At 65.0% G+C, this 21,442-nt stretch carries 17 protein-coding genes and 1 pseudogene; 12 read left to right on the top strand and 6 right to left on the bottom strand.

Annotated elements, in window-relative coordinates; all coding sequences use genetic code 11:
• Positions 1-5: 5 nt before the first annotated feature.
• The 3 genes and pseudogenes from ABD912_RS00085 to ABD912_RS00080 form a co-directional block, all read right to left on the bottom strand.
• Positions 6-2,009: a DUF262 domain-containing protein gene (locus tag ABD912_RS00085; RefSeq protein ID WP_345147542.1), complete on the bottom strand. Its 2,004-nt coding sequence runs from the start codon at positions 2,007-2,009 to the stop codon at positions 6-8.
• A gap of 395 nt (positions 2,010-2,404) precedes the next feature.
• Positions 2,405-2,674, bottom strand: a pseudogene (locus ABD912_RS23520) (hypothetical protein); the annotation flags it as partial.
• A 241-nt stretch (positions 2,675-2,915) separates the two neighbouring features.
• A complete protein-coding gene (locus tag ABD912_RS00080) occupies positions 2,916-4,232 on the bottom strand; it encodes a site-specific DNA-methyltransferase (RefSeq protein ID WP_345147540.1) in 1,317 nt (438 codons plus the stop codon).
• A gap of 66 nt (positions 4,233-4,298) precedes the next feature.
• On the opposite strand from ABD912_RS00080, the gene ABD912_RS00075 reads away from it, so the two are divergent.
• The 3 genes from ABD912_RS00075 to ABD912_RS00065 are packed head-to-tail and all read left to right on the top strand — an operon-like array spanning position 4,299 to position 8,239.
• Positions 4,299-5,228 (top strand): DNA adenine methylase, encoded by a 930-nt coding sequence (locus tag ABD912_RS00075; RefSeq protein ID WP_345147539.1) that lies wholly within the window; start codon positions 4,299-4,301, stop codon positions 5,226-5,228.
• A 7-nt stretch (positions 5,229-5,235) separates the two neighbouring features.
• The gene (locus ABD912_RS00070) at positions 5,236-6,975 is read left to right on the top strand and encodes an AAA family ATPase (protein WP_345147537.1); all 1,740 of its coding nucleotides are present in this window, start codon (positions 5,236-5,238) and stop codon (positions 6,973-6,975) included.
• 1 nt (position 6,976) lies between these two features.
• Positions 6,977-8,239 carry a 5-methylcytosine restriction system specificity protein McrC gene (locus ABD912_RS00065; RefSeq protein ID WP_345147536.1) on the top strand — a complete coding sequence of 421 codons (1,263 nt, stop codon included), beginning with the start codon at positions 6,977-6,979 and terminating at the stop codon, positions 8,237-8,239.
• Positions 8,240-8,983: 744 nt separating this feature from the next.
• Here the strand turns inward: ABD912_RS00065 and ABD912_RS00060 are convergent.
• Complete coding sequence (locus ABD912_RS00060; protein ID WP_345147535.1) at positions 8,984-10,492, bottom strand: helix-turn-helix domain-containing protein; 1,509 nt, start codon at positions 10,490-10,492, stop codon at positions 8,984-8,986.
• A gap of 148 nt (positions 10,493-10,640) precedes the next feature.
• Here ABD912_RS00060 and aceA point away from each other — a divergent pair, with 148 nt between their 5' ends.
• The 7 genes from aceA to ABD912_RS00025 all read left to right on the top strand — a co-directional run bounded on the left by aceA (position 10,641) and on the right by ABD912_RS00025 (position 18,191).
• Positions 10,641-11,945: an isocitrate lyase gene (gene aceA, locus ABD912_RS00055; RefSeq protein ID WP_345147534.1), complete on the top strand. Its 1,305-nt coding sequence runs from the start codon at positions 10,641-10,643 to the stop codon at positions 11,943-11,945.
• A gap of 230 nt (positions 11,946-12,175) precedes the next feature.
• The gene (gene aceB, locus ABD912_RS00050) at positions 12,176-13,816 is read left to right on the top strand and encodes a malate synthase A (protein WP_345147533.1); all 1,641 of its coding nucleotides are present in this window, start codon (positions 12,176-12,178) and stop codon (positions 13,814-13,816) included.
• A gap of 332 nt (positions 13,817-14,148) precedes the next feature.
• Entirely contained in the window at positions 14,149-15,366 is a 1,218-nt protein-coding gene (locus ABD912_RS00045) for an MFS transporter (RefSeq protein ID WP_345147532.1), read from the top strand.
• A gap of 52 nt (positions 15,367-15,418) precedes the next feature.
• Positions 15,419-15,619, top strand: coding sequence for a hypothetical protein (locus ABD912_RS00040; RefSeq protein ID WP_345147530.1), 201 nt, complete (start codon positions 15,419-15,421; stop codon positions 15,617-15,619).
• Between the two features lie 175 nt (positions 15,620-15,794).
• On the top strand, positions 15,795-16,238 hold the full coding sequence (locus ABD912_RS00035) for a hypothetical protein (protein ID WP_345147529.1): 444 nt from the start codon (positions 15,795-15,797) through the stop codon (positions 16,236-16,238).
• A gap of 47 nt (positions 16,239-16,285) precedes the next feature.
• The gene (locus ABD912_RS00030; RefSeq protein WP_425547994.1) at positions 16,286-17,398 is read left to right on the top strand and encodes a carboxylate-amine ligase; all 1,113 of its coding nucleotides are present in this window, start codon (positions 16,286-16,288) and stop codon (positions 17,396-17,398) included.
• 55 nt (positions 17,399-17,453) lie between these two features.
• Positions 17,454-18,191, top strand: a complete 738-nt coding sequence (locus tag ABD912_RS00025; protein WP_425548002.1) for a DsbA family oxidoreductase — start codon at positions 17,454-17,456, stop codon at positions 18,189-18,191.
• An 86-nt stretch (positions 18,192-18,277) separates the two neighbouring features.
• Here the strand turns inward: ABD912_RS00025 and ABD912_RS00020 are convergent, their stop codons facing one another.
• Together ABD912_RS00020 and ABD912_RS00015 are read right to left on the bottom strand one after the other, a co-directional pair.
• The gene (locus ABD912_RS00020; RefSeq protein ID WP_345147526.1) at positions 18,278-18,925 is read right to left on the bottom strand and encodes a LytR C-terminal domain-containing protein; all 648 of its coding nucleotides are present in this window, start codon (positions 18,923-18,925) and stop codon (positions 18,278-18,280) included.
• Positions 18,926-18,939: 14 nt separating this feature from the next.
• Complete coding sequence (locus ABD912_RS00015; RefSeq protein WP_345147525.1) at positions 18,940-19,239, bottom strand: type II toxin-antitoxin system VapB family antitoxin; 300 nt, start codon at positions 19,237-19,239, stop codon at positions 18,940-18,942.
• 227 nt (positions 19,240-19,466) lie between these two features.
• Here ABD912_RS00015 and ABD912_RS00010 point away from each other — a divergent pair, with 227 nt between their 5' ends.
• Positions 19,467-20,492: an isopenicillin N synthase family dioxygenase gene (locus tag ABD912_RS00010; RefSeq protein WP_345147523.1), complete on the top strand. Its 1,026-nt coding sequence runs from the start codon at positions 19,467-19,469 to the stop codon at positions 20,490-20,492.
• A gap of 195 nt (positions 20,493-20,687) precedes the next feature.
• Positions 20,688-21,442, top strand: a 755-nt coding sequence (locus tag ABD912_RS00005) for an IclR family transcriptional regulator (protein ID WP_425547993.1), incomplete at its 3' end; no start/stop codon positions are given.

Here is a 21,442-nt window from a genome sequence, read left to right as displayed (position 1 = left end):
GAGCGTTAGATATCGAGGTCAACCAACTTGACGCCATCCCAACTCCAGTTTGAAGCACCGTGAAAAGCGCTAGTCTTGCTAATCTTCGCTCCACTCCGTTCCTTCAAAACCTTCGTTAGCGGCCCGAGAGCCCACTCCTCGCCTTCAAACAAGACTCTGGAATCGCTGACCACTTGTGCAACCATAGCCGGATTTGAGACGAACTCGATTGTCTCTCCAATCAGCGGATTCAACTTCGCTCGTTGATCGAATGAAGTAGAATCGCGATCGCTCTGATTCCAATTGCTCGCGTGTTTAAAGCTGGCGGGGACGCCTAGGATCTTCTGGGTGATCAATTCGATTAAATAGTCTTGTCGTCTCCTTATGGACTCGGCGTCCCAAATCTCTCGGTCTAGGATACGATTTTGAGTGACTTGCAGACCCGACTGCCCGGAGTAAGTCTCTTTCTTGTCACTAAAAGACTTGTTACCAAGCTCCTGGTTATGGCGAATCAGCGTAATATTTCCAATGTTGTTCACAAACTCCTGATGCACTGACTCAGAATCTTCCCCCAGCATCTGACGCCAATCCGCGTTCAATTTCCGAGGCATGATGTGCTCCAGCTGTAGACGAGAATCATCCCAGGCCGGCCGAGACTTCGTAAGTTGCTCCTCGGCCATAGAGAGAAGCAGCCTAGGGTAGCTCCGAGAGCGCCCCAGGTTGTAGAAGTTCAGCCCCCGAAGCCGTGATGTCATTTCATCATCGTTGGGTAGTCGCAGCGCATACTCTTGAGAAGAAAGCTGGCGGAACAAACTTTCCATTTTGTTTTCAGAGCTAGAAAGCTCGTTCAGACGCTTACCCAGAATTGGATAGAATTTGTTCTCAGCTACAGCGACGCCAAGAACGCGTCGTCGCAACAAATATGTTCTGAAGCCGGTCAATACCTCGATAACATCTCCCTCTGACAGAGTTCGCGCCTCCCAAGCGGCTAGCACTTCCGCCAAGTAGGAGTAGGCAGGCGCGACTCCAATTACGTTGAGGTCAAAAATCACCTGGTCAAGAGCCCGAAGCTCTGTCTGTACAAGTCCACAAACGATTGAGTACGGGTGGGAGAATCTTACAAAGCTCTCAAACAGTTCTTCTACGCTTCGCCCGCGAGCGATCTCCTTAAAGGCACCGTATAGCTCTTTGTAGTTGCTCTCGCGGGCAACCTTGAAGCTCCTATGCTGGTCTGCTTGCATCCAGTCGCGGATGAATTCAGATAGCTTTCCGGGTAGTCGCTTCTCTAAAGTGAGCCAAAAGTCGTTGTAAAGCTCAGATTGCTGCCGCGTATTCTTCCCCATCAACAGGTAATTGCGAACCAGGTCAGCAAGTGAGAGTGGCTTACCTAAAGAGTTCATTGACTCGAATATTTCCTGAGGGTTCTCCCAAGGGTTCCGGTCTGGTTCGAGTTGTATCGAGATGATACTGAACTTCATCAAGCCCTTTTCGAGAAGATTCTTCTTATCTTCATCGACTAAAGGCTCAAGCAGCTTAAGGAAGAAAAGGTAATTCTGATATACAGAGGAGTTCTTCAAACTCTCGGGCACGTCATGTCCGAGAACTAGGAGCTTATAGGCTTCCCAGTCGGTTTCTACCTGCTTGAGTTTGATCTTGTACTCGACGCTTTCGTCAGCTCGATCATTCTCGAGATAACGTCTCTGAATTTCCTTCTTGTAGTTGCGGTCATCGATACTGTCCCGTAAAGCCATTAGCAAGAGCATCGTCGTTGTTATGCGCTGCTGTCCATCGGTAAGAACATACTTAGCTGGAACCCCAAAACCTGCTTCCTCTGCAACATAGACAATGCTACCAAAGAAGTGTTCTGTCTTTACGTCAGACAGGTTCGCTTCGCTCACCTTGCTAACATCGGAGAATAAGACCTTGCAGTTGTCTGTCGACCACTCGTAATTCCTTTGATACGGCGGGATGAAAAACGTAACATCATTGTTTGAGAGTGAATCGAGCAAATACGTGGGGCTTGCTTTCATGCGAAGTTCCTAGCTGGTCTTGGCCCGCTTCTAGGGGTTGTTTTTGGGTAACCCTTTTCGAAGCGATGATACTTTTGTCATCCATACTCTCATTTCCCTCCGTCACGCAAGCAATGTAACCGGTCAGTTTCTTTGACGGCGTGTCGCTCTTCGACATCATCGGGGTTGCAGGAGGGTAGCTTTTATGTTCCGGCCAACCTATAGGCAGCTCACCGAGCTGGTGGTCTAGCAGGCTCAGAAGATTGCCCGGTTGAATGCTCACGTTGTGCGTCAGGATGCGCGGATCGCGGGGCTTGATGTGTATGGTCTCAGGACTTCATTGCTCGGCATACTCGCGGAACGAATCCCAGGTGCCGCAGTATCGCTCCTCGAAGTCCTTGTAGGTCGGTAGCCCCTCAATGTCCTCGACGTGGTCGCCAGAGGCCCACCAGGCCTAAAAGCAGCGCGGCGGTGCTCAGGGGCCTCCAGAGACGCTGCGCCCGGCTGGCTGCCTCATGCGGGCTCATCTCGCCGGAAAGACCAGGCAATAAATCGGTGTCGAAGCACCACAATTCATCGTGTAGGTCAGTGCGGGCATGAGCGCCGTGGACGCCGTATGTTCCGACCTCGTCGGCGGTGGCTGCGTCGAACCAGTCACCAACAAGTCGACCGTCGTTGTAGCAAGCGAGACAACCAACCTAGACGCGCGGCGTTGCCGCTGAGCCAGTGGTTGTAATTGTGGACATTCGGGTGCTCCTCTCCGAGCCTGTTTCGCTCGTCGAGGCCGCTCCAGGCCCGGCCTTGCCGGGCAGCATGTCCATTAGCCTGCTTTGCCAGCCACGTGAAGCTTCTTTGTGAATCGCCCTGGGTCTGATTCCGATCTTCACAACAGTGAAGGGTTGGCCCCATGACCCGGGCGATTCATGGTTACGCGATGATCCGAGATTGGGAAGCTCCGCGGCGAGCGGCGAGCTTCTTCTGCACCGCATCAGCGCGGTGTGGTGCAGTGAGAGTGCCGAAACGCGGTGAGACATGGACCATCTCGTAGTTTCCGCCACCCCTCCACGAAACCGTGGAGGTGATACCTCCCTCATCGGTGCCCGCAATCACGCGATCAAGGCGCGGCGCGATGAAGTCCAACACGGTCTGCGTGTTGCGCTCCGCCAGGATCCAGCGTCGGCGCATCTTGTGCGCGGCCGCGGCAGTCGTCCCGCTGCCGCCGAAGATGTCGACGACGAGTTCGTCGGGGTTAGTTGCGATGTGGATGATTCGCTCGAGCAGAGTTTCCGGCTTGGGGGTGTCAAAGACTTCCTGGTCTGGGAACAATGCCAGAAGATGGCGCTTAGCCTCGTCGTTAGTGCCGGTATCGGCGGAGCCCCACACAGTGAACGGAACGAGACCGCGAAGCTGGTGCGCGAAGAGCTTGAGCCGCGGTGATCCGCCTCCGCCTTTGGGGAACCAAATCCGGTCTTCTGCCAGCAAGTCGCGATACGTCTGCTCGGTTGCGTACCAGGAGCGGCCACGCGGGGGGCGAAGTACTACCCCAGTCGGAGTCACGATGTCGTACTGCTGCGCTTTGCGGTACCCGGGAGCTGTGAACGGCGCGTCCGCCCACGGTCCTCGGGGGTCGTCGTCCCGGTTCCGCAGGTTCGCCTCATCTTTGACGAGAAGGTTCCGCGAAGTCTTCCAGCGCTTTGGGCCGCTGGGGGCATACACGAGGATTGTGTCGTGATTCGAGGAGAATGCTGCCCGTGAGTCGCGCGTCATCTTCTTCTGCCAGATGACAGAAGCCACGAAGGCCTGCTCACCGAACACTTCGTCCATGATGGCTCGAGCTCGGTGGACCTCTGCGTCATCCAAGTGGACCCAGATGCTGGCGTCGGCCGACAGCAGCGGCTTGAGTGCGGCGAGGCGATCGCGCATCATGCTGAGCCACATCGACCGGACCATCGAGTCGTTATATTGCCGGAAGTTTATCTGGGTGTTGAAGGGTGGGTCGATGTAGACCAGCCTGATGCCGCCCGACAATGCAGGGGTGTTCGTGCTCAGGGCCTCGAGCACGTCCAGACCGTCGCCAACGGCGACAATGTTTGACGCGCTGGTGATCTGCCCATCGCTCAACTGCGTGAACTTCGGGGGGTTCTCGAGACGTCGATCCGTGGGGTCCACCCACTCGTAACCGGTCAGGCCCGATGCGCGGAGCATCAGTTCCTTGTTGGGCCACACAAGCTGTACGTCCGTCATCTCCGCCTCAGTTCCAATAGCACGGTGACCACCAACTGTCAGAGGTCTCCGCTCTAGTAGGATCTCATGACTGTACAACAGCGCCTAGCCGACACGAGGACCTTCATGAATCCCAGCGCCTTCACGGCATCAGCGAAGGTACTGGCGGGACCTCGAGCCACGAAGCCCTTCGTCCGATGGGCAGGTGGCAAGACGCGCCTTCTCCCGCACATCCTCCCTCACATTCCGGATCGCTTTGAGAACTACTTCGAGCCGTTTCTGGGTGGTGGGGCGATGTTTTTCGCAGTACAGGATCGCATTGAAAATCGAGCACAGCTCGCTGACCTAAACCATCATCTTGTTGCCGCGTGGGTCGCGATGCGTGACCACCAGGAAGAGCTGAAGCCTCTGCTTGAGTGGCACCGCGAGCGGGACAGCAAGGAGTTCTACTACGAGGTGCGAGCGGCTGCCCCGCAAGGACTCGTCCCTCGGGCGGCGCGTTTCCTCTACCTGAACGGTGTCTCGTGGAATCACCTCTGGCGTGAGAACTCCAAGACGGGAGCAATGAATGCGCCCTGGGGAGATAGGTCCTTCAAGAGCTTTGACGAAGCCACCCTCGAGAGCATTAAGGCATCACTGCAGGTTGCCGATGTTCGCGCGGCTGACTTCCGGGAAGTCCTCGCGGACGCGCGAGAAGGTGACTTTGTCTACCTTGACCCGCCGTACCTTCCCGTGTTTACCAAATCGGATGTGGAGAAAGAGCCCACTTCGAAATTTAACAAGTACACGGCGAAGGTTTTCGGAGAGTCGGACTTGATGAGCCTGGCCGCGCTTTGCGATGACCTAACCGATCGTGGTGTCAAGTGGGTGATGTCCAATCGCGACACTCCCGGCGTTCGGGAGCTTTTTCCAAATGCTGACATTATTGGTTTCACGACACGTCGCGCTGTCGCAGCACAGAGCCGGCGACAGGTCGAAGCCGGCCAGTCGCCGGAAGCCATCATCATCGGAAGGTAAAAACAACGTGGTCGCGTCTCCCGTCGAAGCAGTGTGGGTCTGGTATTACGGCGGTACGAATCAGAAATGGACCTACGGGCGCTTTGGGACGCAGGGCGTGTTCACCAAGGATCACCTTCAGATCAACGCCGATGCCGCACAGCCGATTCAGTCCATCTATGGGCTGGCTGCTTTAGCGAACCAGAAGCACGACTTGCAGTTGAGGTGGCCGAACGGAGGCAGCCGCAACGGCAGATTCATGTATTCGGCCGGGCGTTTCGTCCTTCGATGGGATCGGCCTGCTGATCAGGAAAAGAACCCATGGAGCGCTCCAGAACCGTGGCGGATGGTTACCAATCCGGACAAGCAGTCGGTGAGTCCCCTCCGCGGCAAGGGGGACGCAGAAAACAAAGGTGACGCATTGAAAGCCATCGAGGCTTTCAATGACGCAGGAAACCGGGCATACCTGGTCGCGATAAAGCTCAAGGACGATGCGGACAACCTGCATGTGCGCGCATACCTCAAGGAGCCTGACGCTGACCTTGAGTTCGCCAGTACTGCTCTCCTGCCTCGAGCAGTGCAGGCGCTCGTAGAGTCCCTCGATCCTGAACGGCCGTCATGCACGTCGCGGATCCTCGGAGGGCGGGACGCAGACAAGGACGTAGCCGACGCAGTCGCCAGGTTGGAAGAGAACCCAAACCTTTTGCTTATCGGGCCGCCTGGCACGGGTAAGTCGGTATTGCTCGACAAGCTTGTCCAGCACGTGACCACACCCGACCTCGGGATCACTTTCGATCCGGAAGAGATCTACGCTGCCTGGAGCGAACCCGAGGAGGAGCGAGGTCTTGCTAAAGCATCGACTGTGGTGCTGCACCCGAGCTATTCCTACGACAACTTGGTCGTTGGGCTACTCCCCAAGGTAAAGGGCAAGGAAGTTCAAGTCGGCGTCACGACTGGGCCTCTAGTCAACCTCGCCCACTTCGCCTCGAACGGAGATCGAGCACTCCTAGTGCTGGATGAGTTCAATCGTGGCAACGCCGCCGCTATCCTTGGCGACACCCTCGCTCTGCTCGACAAGGACAAGCGCGATGTGGCACATGTCGACCTTCCCGCGTATGGGCTGCCAATGGATGTTCCCAAGGAGTTCGCTGTCGACGGGGATACTCGGGTTGCGTCAAGGTTTAGTCTGCCTCGTAGCCTGTGGATCGTTGCCGCTATGAACTCGAGTGACCGCAGTGTCGCGCCTCTGGACGCAGCGCTCCGTCGGCGGTTCTCGATCGTTGAGATCGGCCCGGATTACGAGCTCCTCGGCGACCACCTCGCCGCAGAGGGAGATGCGGATTTCAGTGTCCAGTGGGACGAATGGACGCCCGGTCTGGTGGCGAGCCTCGCGGTCAAGCTCCTGCGCGGAATCAACATGCGCATCGAGGCATCGCTCGGCCGCGATTTCTTGCTCGGCCATTCGAACCTTTGGCACGTCCACAGCGACACGCACGAAACCGCGCTCCAAGCGCTGGCAGCGGCGTGGGATCTGCGAATCGTTCAAACGATGCGTCTTGCGCTGCAAGACGACGACGACACACTGGCGTTCATCCTCGGCGCTGGCAAGTCCAGCGACGCGACGGAGGCGTCCCCGCAAGCGGTGTGGTGGAAGAAATCTGACGCGGCCCACGAACAGTTCGCCAGCCCCCGTCTGAGCTTCAATCTGCTCTCGGGGTTGTCCCCGGACGTCCTGCACGTCGAGCTCAAGCGCCTCGCAGGAGTCTGACGTGACGACGAGGCTGGAGCTTCGCGAGCACGACAAACGGGACGACCTGCCACAAGAGACGGCGAAGATGGTGGTCGCCGCAGTCCGGGGCCTGGATCCCCATCTGCGACCGCGCATCTCGCAGGTTTCCTATGCCGACGGCGTGGTCCAGGTCAAGAACTTGATCGGGTCGGTCCGGATGGCGGATGGGTCCGTGCTTGAAGTCGAGCCGAAGGTACCCGCAGCCTCTACCTGGCCGCACGCTGTCGTCGAGTTGCTCAGTGAGAACTCCCGCATTTCCGTGACCGGAGCCCAACGGTCACGGCAGGGAACCCCACGTCGCGACCTGACGGGGGTTATCGCTTTCGAGTATGCCCGCCGTCTGGAACGCGCGCTGTCGAAGGATGGTCCGCTGCAGGTCTTCGAGCGACAGCGGCACCTCTCTCGTCGACTCAACGGTCGACTCGATGTCGGGGCCTACACACGCAACGCATGGCGCGATCCGATCCTCTTTCCTGTCCAGCGAGACGAACTTACGGTTGCCAATGACTTCGCTCGTGGCCTCTCTCTGGTCTCGCATGCGTTCCGCCGGTCTGTGGTGGACAGCGCCCTGTCCGCAAGGCTGCTTCGACTCGAGAGCAAAGTGATGCCGGGGCACCCCCTGCCGGGGCACATCAATCCGTCGGCCGCTTCTCGTCGGATGCCGGCGCAGTGGGCGAATTATCGGCCTGCGTGGGACATCGCTGCCGCTGTGCTCCGGAACCGCTCCATCATCAATGACCCTGGACATTCGATCGGGCTCGAGGTTGCCGTCGAACCGTGGCCACTGCTCGAAACTTTGCTCGAGCGCAGTCTCCGGGGCGTCGAGCGCGCTTCTGTCGGCATGGTCTTTGGTGAGAAGAAGAAGTACCCGCTACTCAAGATGGGCGATTCTGTCGCGGGCGAGGTGGAGCCGGACGGCATCCTACGCTTCGGCACCGGCGGCGTGGCCGCGACGTTCGAGGCGAAGTACACGTTGCCCGGCACGGATCCGAGCCACTCGCATCGCTACCAGGCTCTCGCAACAGCCGCCGCACTCCACTCGCCGATCGCGGTATTGGTTTATCCAGGAAGCGAGCCACCGAAGATCTACGACGTCCAAGGATTTAACGGTCAGCCCGCACAGTTGGCCACGATAGGGTTAGATCTTTACGGCTATAAGCGGACGTCGGGCGCTGAGAACCGGGCTTCGGCCATCCGCAGCCTACTTGAAGCCGCAGCGAGTCGCCGAGTGCGCACCCCTTAGATGCTCGGTCATTGGCCCTCCCGCGAGAAGCCCGTCGAAGATTCCTGATACCGCTGCGTTACCGAGGGACCTGCGCTGCCAAAGTAGAAGGGTCCCGGATCCTTGATTTCTCAAGGATCCGGGACCCTTCGCAAACGCGTTAGAAACCGCCCCCAAGGATGGCCCCTCACTCCTTAAGAATCGCAACGGGCCGACCGGGACCGGCCCCCCCCTGTTCGGCCCCGGCGCGGCCGGCGGCTCCCGGCGGCAGGAACAGCGGCCTGAGCAGGGGCCGAGGAAACGGTCCCGCAAGCTCCGTTCACTCAGTTGGGGGCGGTTCGGGGATTCCGCACCTTAAAAGGGGCTGCCCCCACCCTACCGCCGGTAAATGCCCTTACCGGCGGTAAGGGATTGCCCACGGAGGCGCCATAGGCTCGGCGCCATCGGGGCGACCAAAGGGGCAGAAGAACCCTTGCCGTCTCCGAGAGCGGATACTCCGACCTCGACAGCTGGGAACGACTAACCGGCCGTTACGGGCCATAGCGGGGAAGGCTGCTGCTGCGTGGACACGTGCATTGGCCAGCAGACAGGGGACATGAAGCCTGTCGATCCACGCCGACAATGTCGCCGTCAGGAGGCCGGTGACGCCCGTTTCCCGGCGCTGCGTTCTCGCTTCAGCACTCTTTGGACCGCTGGCAACGGCAAGGGCGTGTATGACAGGCAGAACCGCGTAAGCCTAAGGCTGCATGCCATTAGAGCGCCGCCCTATCGCCCCTCGTGCGCCTGCAGGAACGAATACACCTCAGTCTCGTCCACTCCGGGGAACGCCCCGGACGGCATCGCCGCCAGCAGGTGCGTGTTCGCGCGCGCCGCCGGCCAGGCCTGCCCGGCCCACAACTCGGACAGCGCCGACGGCGGGCGCCGGCAGCACGACTCCTCCGGGCACTTCGACTTCGAGCGCTCCACCGTGTCCCGTCCCCGGAACCACTTCACGTGCTGGAACGGCACCCCGATGGAGAGCGAGTACGTCCCTGACGAGTGCCGCTCGGTCCGCGCGGTGCACCAATACGTCCCGGTCGCCGTGTCCGTGTATTGCTCGTAGGAGCGGAACTTGTCCGGCACCTCGAACACCGCACGGGACGTCCAGTACCGGCACACGCTCTGCCCCTCGATGGCGCCGGTGTGGTCGGCCGGGAAATTCACCCCGTCGTTCTCGTAGGCCTTGTGGATGATGCCCGACTCGTGGACCTTCTGGAAGTGGCAGGTGATCCCCAGGTGCTCGGTGGCCAGGTTGGTGAAGCGGTGCGCGGCGGACTCGTAGGAGACCGCGAACGCATCGCGCAGGTCGTCCACCGCGAGTTCCTTGGCGGCCTTGCCTTGGCGCAGGAACTCCACGGTCGCCTGCTCGGGCATCAGCAGCGCCCCGGCGAAGTAGTTGGTGTAGACGCGCTGGCGCAGGAAGTCCGAGTAGTCCACCGGCGTCTGGTGCCCCAGCACGTAGTGCCCCAGCGCCTGCAGCAGCACCGTGCGCGGGTCCGAATCGACGGACCGGCCCTGCGAAAGGTAAATCCTGCGGTTCTTCAGGTCCGTCAGGGACCGCGTCGAATGCGGCAGGCCGCCCACGAACCGCACCGCGAATCCGAGGTGCTCGGCCAGGTCCGCGGCCACGTTGTGGGACAGCGGTCCCGAGGAGTGCCCGACGGCGGACAGCAGCTCCTGGGCCTGCTTCTCGATCTCGCCGTAGTAGTTGTTCCTGTCGCGCATCTCCACGCGCAGCTCGGTGTTGGCCCGGCGGGCCTCCTCCGGGGTGGCGGCCTGCTCGTCCAGCCGTCGCTCCAGCTCGTGCTGCAGCCCCACCAGGGCCTCCAGCACGTCCATCGGCAACCGCGAGCTGACGCGGACTTTCGGCAGTCCGAGCGACCCGTAGAGGGGTCCGCGCTGGGCCCGTTCGAGCGCGATCTCCAGGGCCGCGCGGCGGCTCGGCGGCTCGGTCCCGAGCAGCTCGTCCACGCCCACGCCGAGGGCCGAGGCGAGTGCGGTGAGCATCCCCAGCCGGGGCTCGCGCTTGCCGTTTTCGATCAACGAGAGCTGGCTCGGAGCGGTCCCGACCAGCTCCCCCAGCGCGTCCAGGGTGAGCCCCTTCGCCTTGCGCAGGTGGCGCACGCGGCGGCCGAGCGCGATCACGTCCGTGCCGGCGTCGTTCGCGGCATCCGGGGCGCCGGCGGCGCCGCGCGCGGAGGACTTCGGGGAGCGGTTCCAGGTCGATTGCGTCACTTCTTGAGGATACGCAAAGAAGTGCGTTTCTTTCCAGATAAAACCCCTAGATGACTCGGAAGATCCGCGGAAAAGTAGTGGTCACAGGAAAGAACACGGGAACCGGCAACGACGCCGGCACACCAGGAACACCGCCAAGGAGACCGCAATGACTGAGAACCAGAACACCCACGCTTCCAGCGAAGAGGCCCTGGAGCTCGAGTGGAAGGCCAACCCGCGCTGGGACGGCATCACTCGGGACTACTCGGCCGCTGACGTTGTCCGTCTCCGCGGACGTGTCCAGGAGGAGCACACCCTCGCCCGTCGCGGCGCGGAGAAGCTGTGGAACCAGCTCACCACCGAGGCCCCCACCGGCGGCTACACCAACGCCCTCGGCGCCCTCACCGGCAACCAGGCCGTGCAGCAGGTCAAGGCCGGCCTGCGCGCCATCTACCTCTCCGGCTGGCAGGTCGCCGCCGACGCCAACCTTTCCGGCCACACCTACCCGGACCAGTCCCTCTACCCGGCGAACTCGGTCCCGCAGGTGGTCCGCCGCATCAACAACGCCCTGCTGCGCGCCGACCAGATCGAGCACTCCGAGGGCATCCAGTCCGTCGAGGACTGGCTGGTCCCGATCGTCGCCGACGCCGAGGCCGGCTTCGGCGGCCCGCTGAACGCCTACGAGCTGATGAAGTCCATGATCGGCGCCGGCGCCGCGGGCGTGCACTGGGAGGACCAGCTCGCCTCGGAGAAGAAGTGCGGCCACCTCGGTGGCAAGGTCCTCATCCCGACCCAGCAGCACATCCGCACGCTGAACGCCGCTCGCCTGGCCGCGGACGTCGCCAACGTCCCGTCCGTGGTCATCGCCCGCACCGACGCCGAGGCCGCCACCCTCATCACCTCCGACGTCGACGAGCGGGACCAGGAATTCATCACCGGCGAGCGCACCCCGGAGGGCTTCTACAAGGTCCGCAACGGGATCGAGCCGTGCATCGCCCGCGCCAAGGCCTACGCCCCGTACTCGGACCTGATCTGGATGGAGACGGGCACCCCGGACCTGGAGCTGGCCCGCAAGTTCGCCGAGGCCGTCAAGTCCGAGTTCCCGGACCAGATGCTCTCCTACAACTGCTCGCCGTCCTTCAACTGGAAGAAGCACCTGGACGACTCCACCATCGCCAAGTTCCAGCGCGAGCTCGGCGCCATGGGCTTCACCTTCCAGTTCATCACCCTGGCCGGCTTCCACGCCCTGAACCACTCGATGTTCGACCTCGCCCAGGGCTACGCAGAGTCCGGGATGAGCGCCTACGTCGAGCTCCAGGAGCGCGAGTTCGCCTCCGAGTCCCGCGGCTACACCGCCACCAAGCACCAGCGCGAAGTCGGCACCGGCTACTTCGACGCCATCTCCACGGCGCTCAACCCGAACGCCTCCACCCTCGCCCTGGTGGGATCCACCGAAGAGGGCCAGTTCCACTAAAACCCCACCCCGTTCGATGGCTGTGCTGGCTCCGGTGCGAAAAGCACGAGCACCGGAGCCGGCGGGCCAGGCACAAGGTGCGAAGCGGGGGTCCGGAAAGCGGGCAGCGGATTTCCAAGGCCGCCCGCGGCCGCGGGAAATCTTTGCCCGCGTCGGACCCCCGCGCAGCACCGGACCCAACCACCGCCGTCGTACACCCCGCAGAATTTTTCCAGGCAGGAGCCAGAACCATGAACGATCCGATCACCCTCAACGGCATCACCCTGATCGCGCCGCCGGTTCGCCGGCAGGAGGAAGTCCTCACGCCCCAGGCGCTGGATTTCCTGGCCACGCTGCACCGCGCCTTCGACGCCCGCCGCCGGGAGCTGCTCCAGGCGCGCAAGGCCCGCCGCAACCAGATCGCCCGCGGCGCGGATCCGCGCTTCCTGCCCGGCACCCGCCAGATCCGCGAGGACTCCTCCTGGCGCGTCGCCTCCCCCGCCCCGGGCCTGGAGGACCGCCGCGTGGAGATCACCGGCCCGGTGGACCGGAAGATGACCATCAACGCGCTGAACTCCGGCGCGAAGGTCTGGCTCGCCGACTTCGAGGATTCCTCCACCCCCACGTGGTCCAACGTGGTCAACGGGCAGCTGAACCTGCGCGACGTGCTGGACCGCAAGATCGACTTCACCTCCGCGGAGGGCAAGCAGTACAAGCTCACCGGCGAGACGCTGACCGACCTGCCGACCATCGTGGTCCGCCCGCGCGGCTGGCACCTGCCGGAGAAGAACCTGCTGGTCGGCGGCGAGCCGGTGGCCGGGGCCCTGGTGGACTTCGGGCTGTACTTCTTCCACAACGCCCAGCGGCTGATCGCCCAGGGCCGCGGCCCGTACTTCTACCTCCCCAAGACCGAGACCCACCTGGAGGCCCGCCTCTGGAACGACGTCTTCGTGCTGGCCCAGGACCTGCTGGACATCCCGCAGGGCACCATCCGCGCCACAGTGCTGATCGAGACCATCACCGCCGCGTTCGAGATGGAGGAGATCCTCTACGAACTGCGCGACCACGCCGCGGGCCTGAACGCCGGCCGCTGGGACTACATCTTCTCGGTGATCAAAAACTTCCGGAACCGCGGGCCGCGCTTCGTGCTCCCTGACCGCAACCAGGTCACCATGACCGCCCCGTTCATGCGCTCCTACACCGAGCAGCTGGTGCGGGCCTGCCACCGCCGCGGGGCCATGGCGATCGGCGGGATGGCGGCGTTCGTGCCCAACCGCCGCGACCCGGAGGCCAACGCGATCGCGTTCGAGAAGGTCCGCGCGGACAAGACCCGCGAGGCCAATGACGGCTTCGACGGCTCCTGGGTGGCGCACCCGGACCTGGTCCCGGTGGCCCGGGAGGTCTTCGACTCGGTGCTGGGCGAGCGCCCCAACCAGCGCGACCGCCAGCGCGAGGACGTCATCCCGGATGACCGCGAGCTGCTGAACGTCGCCGGCACCGAGGGGCGCATCACCGAGGCGGGGCTGCGCAACAACATCGAGGTGGGCCTGCGCTACATCGAGTCCTGGCTGCGCGGCAACGGCGCGGTGGCCATCCACAACCTGATGGAGGACGCCGCCACCGCGGAGATCTCCCGCTCCCAGATCTGGCAGTGGATCCACCAGTCCGCCGTCACCGACGAGGGCGAGATCATCTCCCGCCACTGGGTCGAGGAGCTGCTGGAGGAGGAGTTCGCGAAGCTGCCGCGCTTCGAGGACGACCGCTTCGAGGACGCCCGCGAGATCTTCTCCGAGTGCGCGCTCGCCGAGGAGTTCCCGGCCTTCCTGACCCTGCCGGCGTACTCGCGCTTCCTGTGCGAGGAGTCGCCGCTGAAGGTCATGAGCGCCGCGTAGCGCTCCGGCCGCCACGGCGGCGCACCAGAACGACGGCGGGTTTCCCGGCAATGGCGCCAGGGAACCCGCCGTTTGGCGTGCGTGGGGTCCGCGCACGACGGCGGCAACCCGGGTGACTGTTCCTCGCCCGGGCCCCCGGGGCGGAACGTCCGCAACGCTGTTTGGGAAGTGCACCCCATCCGCGGCTTTTGGGGTGCACTTCCCAAGCAGCGTTTCCTGCCGGGGCCTTAGAACCGAGCGGGGCGGCGCAGGTCAGCGCGGCCCACCGACCATAATGGGATCCGTGCGCCCGGCGGCCGACGCCTGCGCGATGCACGGAATCGAGGAACCAGGTGACCGGGGACAGCAGCCCGCCCGCACGGCTGTGGAGCCGGGACTTCGTCCTGGCCTTCAGCGCCAACACCTTCTCCATGATGGTGTTCTACCTGCTGCTGACCTCGATGGCCCTCTACGCGGCCGAGCGCTTCCAGGCCTCGGACAGCGCCGCGGGACTGGCCTCAAGCGCATACATCATCGGCTCGGTCCTGGCCCGGCTGTTCTCCGGGCGGCTGCTGGACGTGGTGGGCCGCAAGCGCATGCTGCTGGTCTCGCTGGCCGCCTTCGTGGCGTTCTCCCTCCTATACGTCCTCGCCGACACGCTCCCGGTGCTGATCGGCCTGCGGTTCCTGCACGGCGTGGCCTTCGGGGCCGGCAACACGGCGCTGGGAGCCTCGGTCCAGGCCATCATTCCCCCGGCCCGGCGCAGCGAAGGCACGGGCTACTACGGCCTTTCCGCCACGCTGGCCACCGCCATCGGCCCGTTCCTGGCCGTCTCCCTCTCCGGCAGCGGCAACTACGAGGCCATCTTCCACGCCAGCTCCGCCTTCTCCGCGGCGGCGTTCGCGATCGCGCTGCTGCTGCGCCTGCCGGAGCCGCCGCGCCACGCCGGCCAGCCGGGGGCGCGAAAGCGCGGCTTCCTGGCCTCGCTGGTGGAGCCCGCCGTACTGCCGGTCACCGCCGTCATCCTGCTCGCCGGGGTGGGGTATTCCGGCGTCGTCGCGTTCCTGGCCTCCTACACCAGCTCCCAGGGGATGGCGAACCTGGCGAGCTGGTTCTTCCTGATTTACGCGGTGGCCGTGGCGGTGGCCCGGCTGTTCATGGGGCGGATCCAGGACCGGCGCGGGGACAACATCGTCATCTACCCAGCACTGGCCGCCTTCGCCGTGGGCGTTGGCCTGCTGGCGTTCCAGCTGGCCCCCGCGACGGTTGCCGCGGCCGCCGTGCTGGCCGGCTTCGGCTACAGCACGCTGATGTCGGGGCTGCAGGCGATCGCCATCTCCCGGGTGCCGCCAGCGCACATCGGCACCGCGGTCTCCACGTTCTACCTGGTGCTCGACGTCGGCGCCGGTCTGGGCCCGGTGTTGCTCGGCGCCCTGGTCCCGGCCGCCGGCTTCCAGGGCATGTATGCGGCCTGTTCCGTGCTGGCCGTCGCGGCGATCGGCGTCTACCATTTGGCCCACGGACGCCATCAAGGGCCGGCGGTCCGGCGGGCGGGACCTGCGAACCCTTGAGGTGCGGCGGGGCCTCGCCTAGCGTTGGTGCCCCGACGAACGGAGACCCGCCATGGGCACGAATGTGGACCCCCCGGACCCCGCCGACAGCGACGCGCTCGCCGACGGGATGATCGACGCGGAGGATGCCCGCCGGGTCGGTCCGCCGGACGACGACGATCCCGGGCTCGACGCCGAACGTCCCGTGATTCCCGAGGACGACCCGGAGGACGCACCCGAAGAGGACGAGGCCCCGGACCCTCCCGAGATATAGCCCGCTTTCGGCCCGTCCAAACGTGGGGCGCGGCCAGGCGCGGTGCCAAGGCCATGAGGGTTGCCCCGTCGAGTTTTCGGCGGGGCTGACCGGTTGGGTTTTTCGGTGGGGTTGTTCGGTCAGATTTTGCGGTCAGGTTTGATCAATCGGGTCCGGTCCGTCGAAGGTGATGGCAATGAGGATTTTTGCGGCGGGCACGGCAGGCAGGGTGTCGCTGTCGCTGGTTGCGGCAGGCCTCGCGGCCCTGCCGGTGGCCTTCCTGCTCCCCACGGAGCCCCTGCGTCTGGTGGCCTGCAACGCCGCCCTGTTGATGCTCGTCGCGGGTGCCGGCATAGGCATCCTGGCCGACCACCATGACCGGCACGAGGCCCTGACGTTCGCCCCGTCCACACCCGCCGGATACCTGACCCTGGCCTTGTTCGTGGCCGCCGCCGTCCTGCTGGGCACCCGCTTCGCGGTGGTCGGGCTGGGCTTGGGGCTCTTGGCCATCGCCGCGGGGCTGTTCTCGGTCACCGCCCGGCACGACCGCTCCGCCCTGGTCCTTGCCGGGACGCTGCTGCCGGCCGCCCTGGTGTCCTTTTTCCTCCTCGGCGAGTTCGCCCTCGCGCTGGGCCCGTAGGGTGCGCTGATGCTCCTCCCCGGCCACCGTGCGGCGCAACGGAAAGGATGTACGTGAGGAGCTACGGCGTGGAGGAAGAACTCCTGCTGGTGGATGCCGATACCCTCCAGCCGTCCCCGGTGGCGAAGTCGACGGTGGAAGCGGGCCACCGGAGAACCGACGCGGGCCACGAGGTCACCTTGGAGTTGCAGCAGGAGCAGATCGAGGTCGTGTGCCCGCCGCGCACGACGCTGGCAGGCCAGCTCGAAGCCATCCAGGAGGGTAGGGCGCTGGCCCGCGAGGTCGCCTCCCGTGCCGGCGCGTGGCCCATCGCCCTTGCGGTTTCCCCGTTCCCGGTGGTGCCGCACACGGTGCCCGCTCCCCGTCCCCTGCTCCTCCGCGAGCGTTTCGGCCTGACCGCCAGAGAGCAATTGACCTGCGGTTTCCACGTGCACGTGGCGATCGGGTCGCGGGAAGAAGGCGTCGCGGTCCTGGACCGGATCCGCATCTGGATGCCTGTCCTGCTCGCGCTGAGCAGCAACTCCCCCTTCTGGAGCGGAACCGACACCGGCTACCACAGCTACCGGAACCAGCTCTGGAGCCGGTGGCCGACCACCGGGCCCAACGAGGTCTTCGGGTCGGCCGCGGCGTACGACGAGCACTGCCGCCAACTGCTGTCCTCAGGGGTGCCGGTGGACGCGCGCATGCTGTACTTCGACGCCCGGCTCAGCCCCCACCTGTCCACCGTCGAGGTTCGCGTCGCCGACGTCTGCCTGGACGCCAGGCACGCGGCGGTCCTCGCGACCCTCGTTCGCGCCCTGGTCGAAGCCGCGGCCCGCGCCTGGCACCGCGGCGCCCCGCCTCTGGCCGTCGGTGTCAACGTGCTGCGGGCCTGGACCTGGAGCGCCAGCCGGTCCGGCGTCGACGGGCACCTCGTGGACCCGTGGCGCGGCGTTCCCGCGCCCGCCGGGGACGTTGTGGCCCGGCTCCTGGACCTTGTCCGGCCCGTTCTGGGCGAGTACGGGGAAGAACAAACCGTAGCGGCGGCGATCGGGGACATCCTGCGCCACGGCACCGGCGCCCGCCGGCAGCGCGAGGCATACCGGCAGGGCGGCCTGGCGCACGTCCTTCGCACCGCCATGGACGCCACCCACCGGCAGCACCCCATCCCCGCCCGCTAGCCCCGGGAATACCGCCGCCGGGTGCCCGGTTGGACAAAGCGTGAACAATCCCCGCCTGAGCGTCGACATCTGGTCCGACATCGCCTGCCCCTGGTGCTTCATCGGCAAGCGCCGCTTCGAGAAGGCGCTGGACGCCCTCCCCTTCAGGGAGCAGGTGGACGTCACCTGGCATGCCTACCAGCTGGATCCCTCGCTGCCGGACCACTACGACGGCACCGAGGAGGAGTACCTGGCCCAGGTCAAGGGCCTGGCTCCGGAGCAGGTGCGCCAGATGCTCGCCCACGTCACCGGGCAGGCCGCCGGAGAGGGCATGGCCTACGACTTCGCCGCGCTGCGTCCGGCCAACTCCTTCACCGCCCTGCGCCTGCTGGCGCTGGCCAAGGAGCACGGCCTGGGCAACCAGGTGAAGGAGGCGCTGCTCTCCGCGCACTTCGAGAAGGGCCTGGACACCGGGGACCGGGAGGTGCTGCGCGCCCTCGGCGAGGAGGCCGGGCTGCCGGCCGCCGACGTCGTGCGCGTCCTGGAGTCCGACGCCTACGCGGACGCGGTGCGCGCCGACGTCGCCCAGGCCCGCGCCCTGGGCATCAGCGGCGTTCCGTTCTTCGTGCTGGAGAACAAGTACGGGATTTCCGGCGCCCAGCCGTCCGAGCTGTTCGAGCAGGCGCTGACGCAGGTGTGGGAGGAGATCGGCGGGTCCGGCCTGACGCTGATCGGCGCGCACGGGGTTGAAGGACACGGCACCGCTGGACACGGCGCTGACGGAGCGGCCTGCGGCCCCGACGGCTGCGCCTAACCCCCAGAACGCAAGGTCACAGAACCCCTAGCCACTGAACGCCTGGCGGCGGGCGGCCTCCGCGGCCGCCCCGCCGGGCTGCCCCGCTAGTCGTCGCGCGGGCAGCTGAGCCGGCCCTCCTCGGTGGAGATCCTTTCCTTGTCCACCAGCCCCACGTACTTGCGGCCCACCACCAGGTCCACGGCCGAGCCTTCGATCCGCCCGTCGGACACGTACTCGGTGTCCTTGATGTGGCGCTGGACCGTCAGCGCGGCCGTTCGTCCCTCGGTTCCGGACACCACGGCCGCGATGATGCTGGTGTTGCTGAGTGTCCGGTTGCCGACCTCGCCGATCTTGAAGCCGCGCCGCTGCAGGTCCTCGGCGACCTTCTTGGCCAGGCCGGGGATGCGGGTGCCGTTGTAGACGTTGACGGTGGCGCTGTCCGGCTTGGCGTAGTCCAGGACGTCCCGCGGGCAGCCGGAGATCTCCGCGGAGGCGGCCGGGTCTGGCTTGTGCTCCCAAGCCGGGATCACCATGTATCCGGTCATGAGCAGGTAGGCGCCCGCGACCGAAGCGGTCACCAGCAGGAGCAGGAACCCCAGCACCACCCCATGGATCGCGTGCCGCCACTTGCGCCGGCGCCGGGAGGACTTGTCCGTGGGGCCGGGGAAGCTATAGGCCAGATCGTCTTCCGTGACAATGCGGTGGCCATGCCATTCGAGCGGATCCTGCCGGCCTGCTTCTTTTGCGTCCACCCAGTGCTCCTTGGCTAGTCGTCCAACACCAGAACCCGGGCATGCATCACGGAGCGCTGGTGCAGTGCGGTGCGGACGGCCCGGTGCAGTCCGTCCTCGAGGTACTTGGTGCCGCGCCACTCGACCACGTGCGGGAACAGGTCCCCGAAGAAGGTCGAGTCCTCGGCGAGCAGCGCCTCGAGGTCCAGCGTTCGCTTCGTGGTCACCAGCTCGTCGAGCCGGACCTGGCGCGGAGGGACCTTGGCCCAGTCGCGCGGGGACACGCAGCTGTGCTCCGGATACGGGCGCGAGTCGCCAACCGCTTTGAAGATCACGGCACCAGCTTAGGTACTCCCCCCAATACTGGGAATGACCGGCTTTTTCCGCCTCCGGGAAGGTCCCCTTTGGCACGGGCGCGCGCCCCGAGGAACCGGCGCCGTAGACTGCAGGCCGCCTCCCTCCAAAAGCCCAAAGTCAAGGGTTAAGTCACACTGCGACACAGCGCTGAACCGTCCGTAACATTCACTACCCCCACGCGTAACAGGATTGCTACCTTGCTTGCATGAGCACAGTCCGCACCTCCGTTCCTGTTCTGGACATGTCCAGCGCCCGCTTGGCCGACGGTACGTTCAACCCCGCGTTCATCGACGCGCTGCGGGACGCCACCCACAACGTCGGTTTCTTCCAGATCACTGGCTACGGCGCCACGCCGAGCCAGCCGGAGGAGCTGCTGGACACGCTCGCCCGCTTCTTCAAGCTGCCGCTGGAGGACCGCCTCAAGCTGGACAACCGCAACTCGCCCCAGTTCCGCGGCTACACCCGCCTGGGTACCGAGATGACGCAGGGCCGTGCCGACTCCCGCGAGCAGATCGACTACGGACCGGACCGCGAGCCGCTGGCCAACGTCCCGGCCGACCGCCCCTACCTGAACCTCCAGGGCCGCAACCAGTGGCCGGAGTCCTTCCCGGAGCTGGAGCAGGCCGCCATGGAGTGGGCCGCCCTGATGTCCAGGATCGGCGCGGAGCTGCTCTCCGCGATCGCCGTGTCGCTGGAACTGCCGGCCGACTACTTCGACGAGCCGTTCGCCGGCACCCCGGCCTGGATGGGCAAGCTGGTGCACTACGTCGGCGGCGGCCTGGTGCCGGAGGCCGGCGACCAGGGCGTGGGCTCCCACGCCGACTACGGGTTCGTCACCCTGCTGCTGCAGGACCAGGTGGGCGGCCTGGAGGTCAAGCCCTACGGCCAGGACGAGTGGATCGACGTGCCGCCGATCCCGGGCGCGCTGGTGGTCAACCTCGGCGAGATGCTGGAGGTCGCGACCAACGGCTACCTGCAGGCGACCATCCACCGCGTCACCGCGCCGCCGGCCGGCGTCGACCGCTATTCCGTGCCGTTCTTCTGGTCCCCGCGCCTGGACGCGATGATCGACGTCGTGCCGCTGCCGGAGCACCTCGCCGCCGACGCCCGCGGCGTCTCCGACGACCCGACCAACCCGATGCTCTCCTCCTACGGGGCCAACGTGCTGAAGGGCTGGCTGCGCGCCCACCCGCAGACCGCGGCGATCCATTACCCGCAGCTGGCGAAGTAGCAGCCTGGGCCTTCCCGCTGGCATAGCGAATGGGGAGCGGCGGGTGTTCGGTACCGAACGCCCGCCGCTCCCCTATTGCTTAAGGGGGCCGGGAATGAGGGTCCTGGGATGAAACCCCGTCACATTCCGTGAGGCGTCCGGCCCGGATGGGGCAGGATGGGGTCAGGATTGGGCGACGACGAGGGGGCGGGTGCTGTGGCTGGTGCGGAAAGTGCGAATCTGGAGGCTCTCGGCGAGGATTCCGCCGAGAACAACCAGCCCGGTGGGGTGCAGTCGGTGGATCGTGCCATTACCGTGCTGGAGATCCTCTCGCGGGAGGGCAGCGCCGGCGTGAGCGACATCGCCTCCGAGATGGGGATCCACAAGTCGACGGCGTCGCGCCTCCTGGGGGCGCTGGTGACGCGGGAAATCGTGCAGCAGGATCGGGAGCGGGGCAAGTACCGTTTGGGGTTCGGGATCCTGCGGCTGGCCGCGTCGATTCCGGGGCGGTTGAGCCTGGTCCAGGAGGCCGGGCCCGTCCTTCAGGACCTGGCCGCGGAATTCAAGGAAACCGTCAACCTCGCCGTCCTGCGCTCGAACTACGCCGTGAATGTGGACCAGGCGATGGGGCCGGCGACGCTGGCCACCCAGGACTGGGTGGGGGGCCTGACGCCCCTGCATGCGACCGCGAGCGGAAAGGTCCTGCTGGCCGCCCTCCCCACCGAGGAGCGGCAGCGGATCCTGAAGGAGACGGGTCTGGAGGCGTTCACGTCCAGGACCGTCACCTCGCGCCCGCGCCTGGAGGAGGAACTGCTGGAGGTGGCCCACGACGGGCTGGCCTTCACCGAGGAGGAGTACGAGATCGGCCTCAGCGCCGTGGCGGTGCCGGTGTTCGACCATGCGGGGAAGGTCGTCGCCAGCATCAGCGTCTCGGGGCCAGCCTTCCGGTTCAAGCCCAAGGATCAGCCCGG

Origin of the sequence: Arthrobacter ginkgonis (assembly GCF_039540195.1) — a bacterium.
In the GTDB taxonomy this organism is placed as follows: domain Bacteria; phylum Actinomycetota; class Actinomycetes; order Actinomycetales; family Micrococcaceae; genus Zafaria; species Zafaria ginkgonis.
The sequence above is the reverse complement of the archived record's forward strand: the minus strand, read 5'-3'. Positions and strand labels throughout refer to the sequence as shown.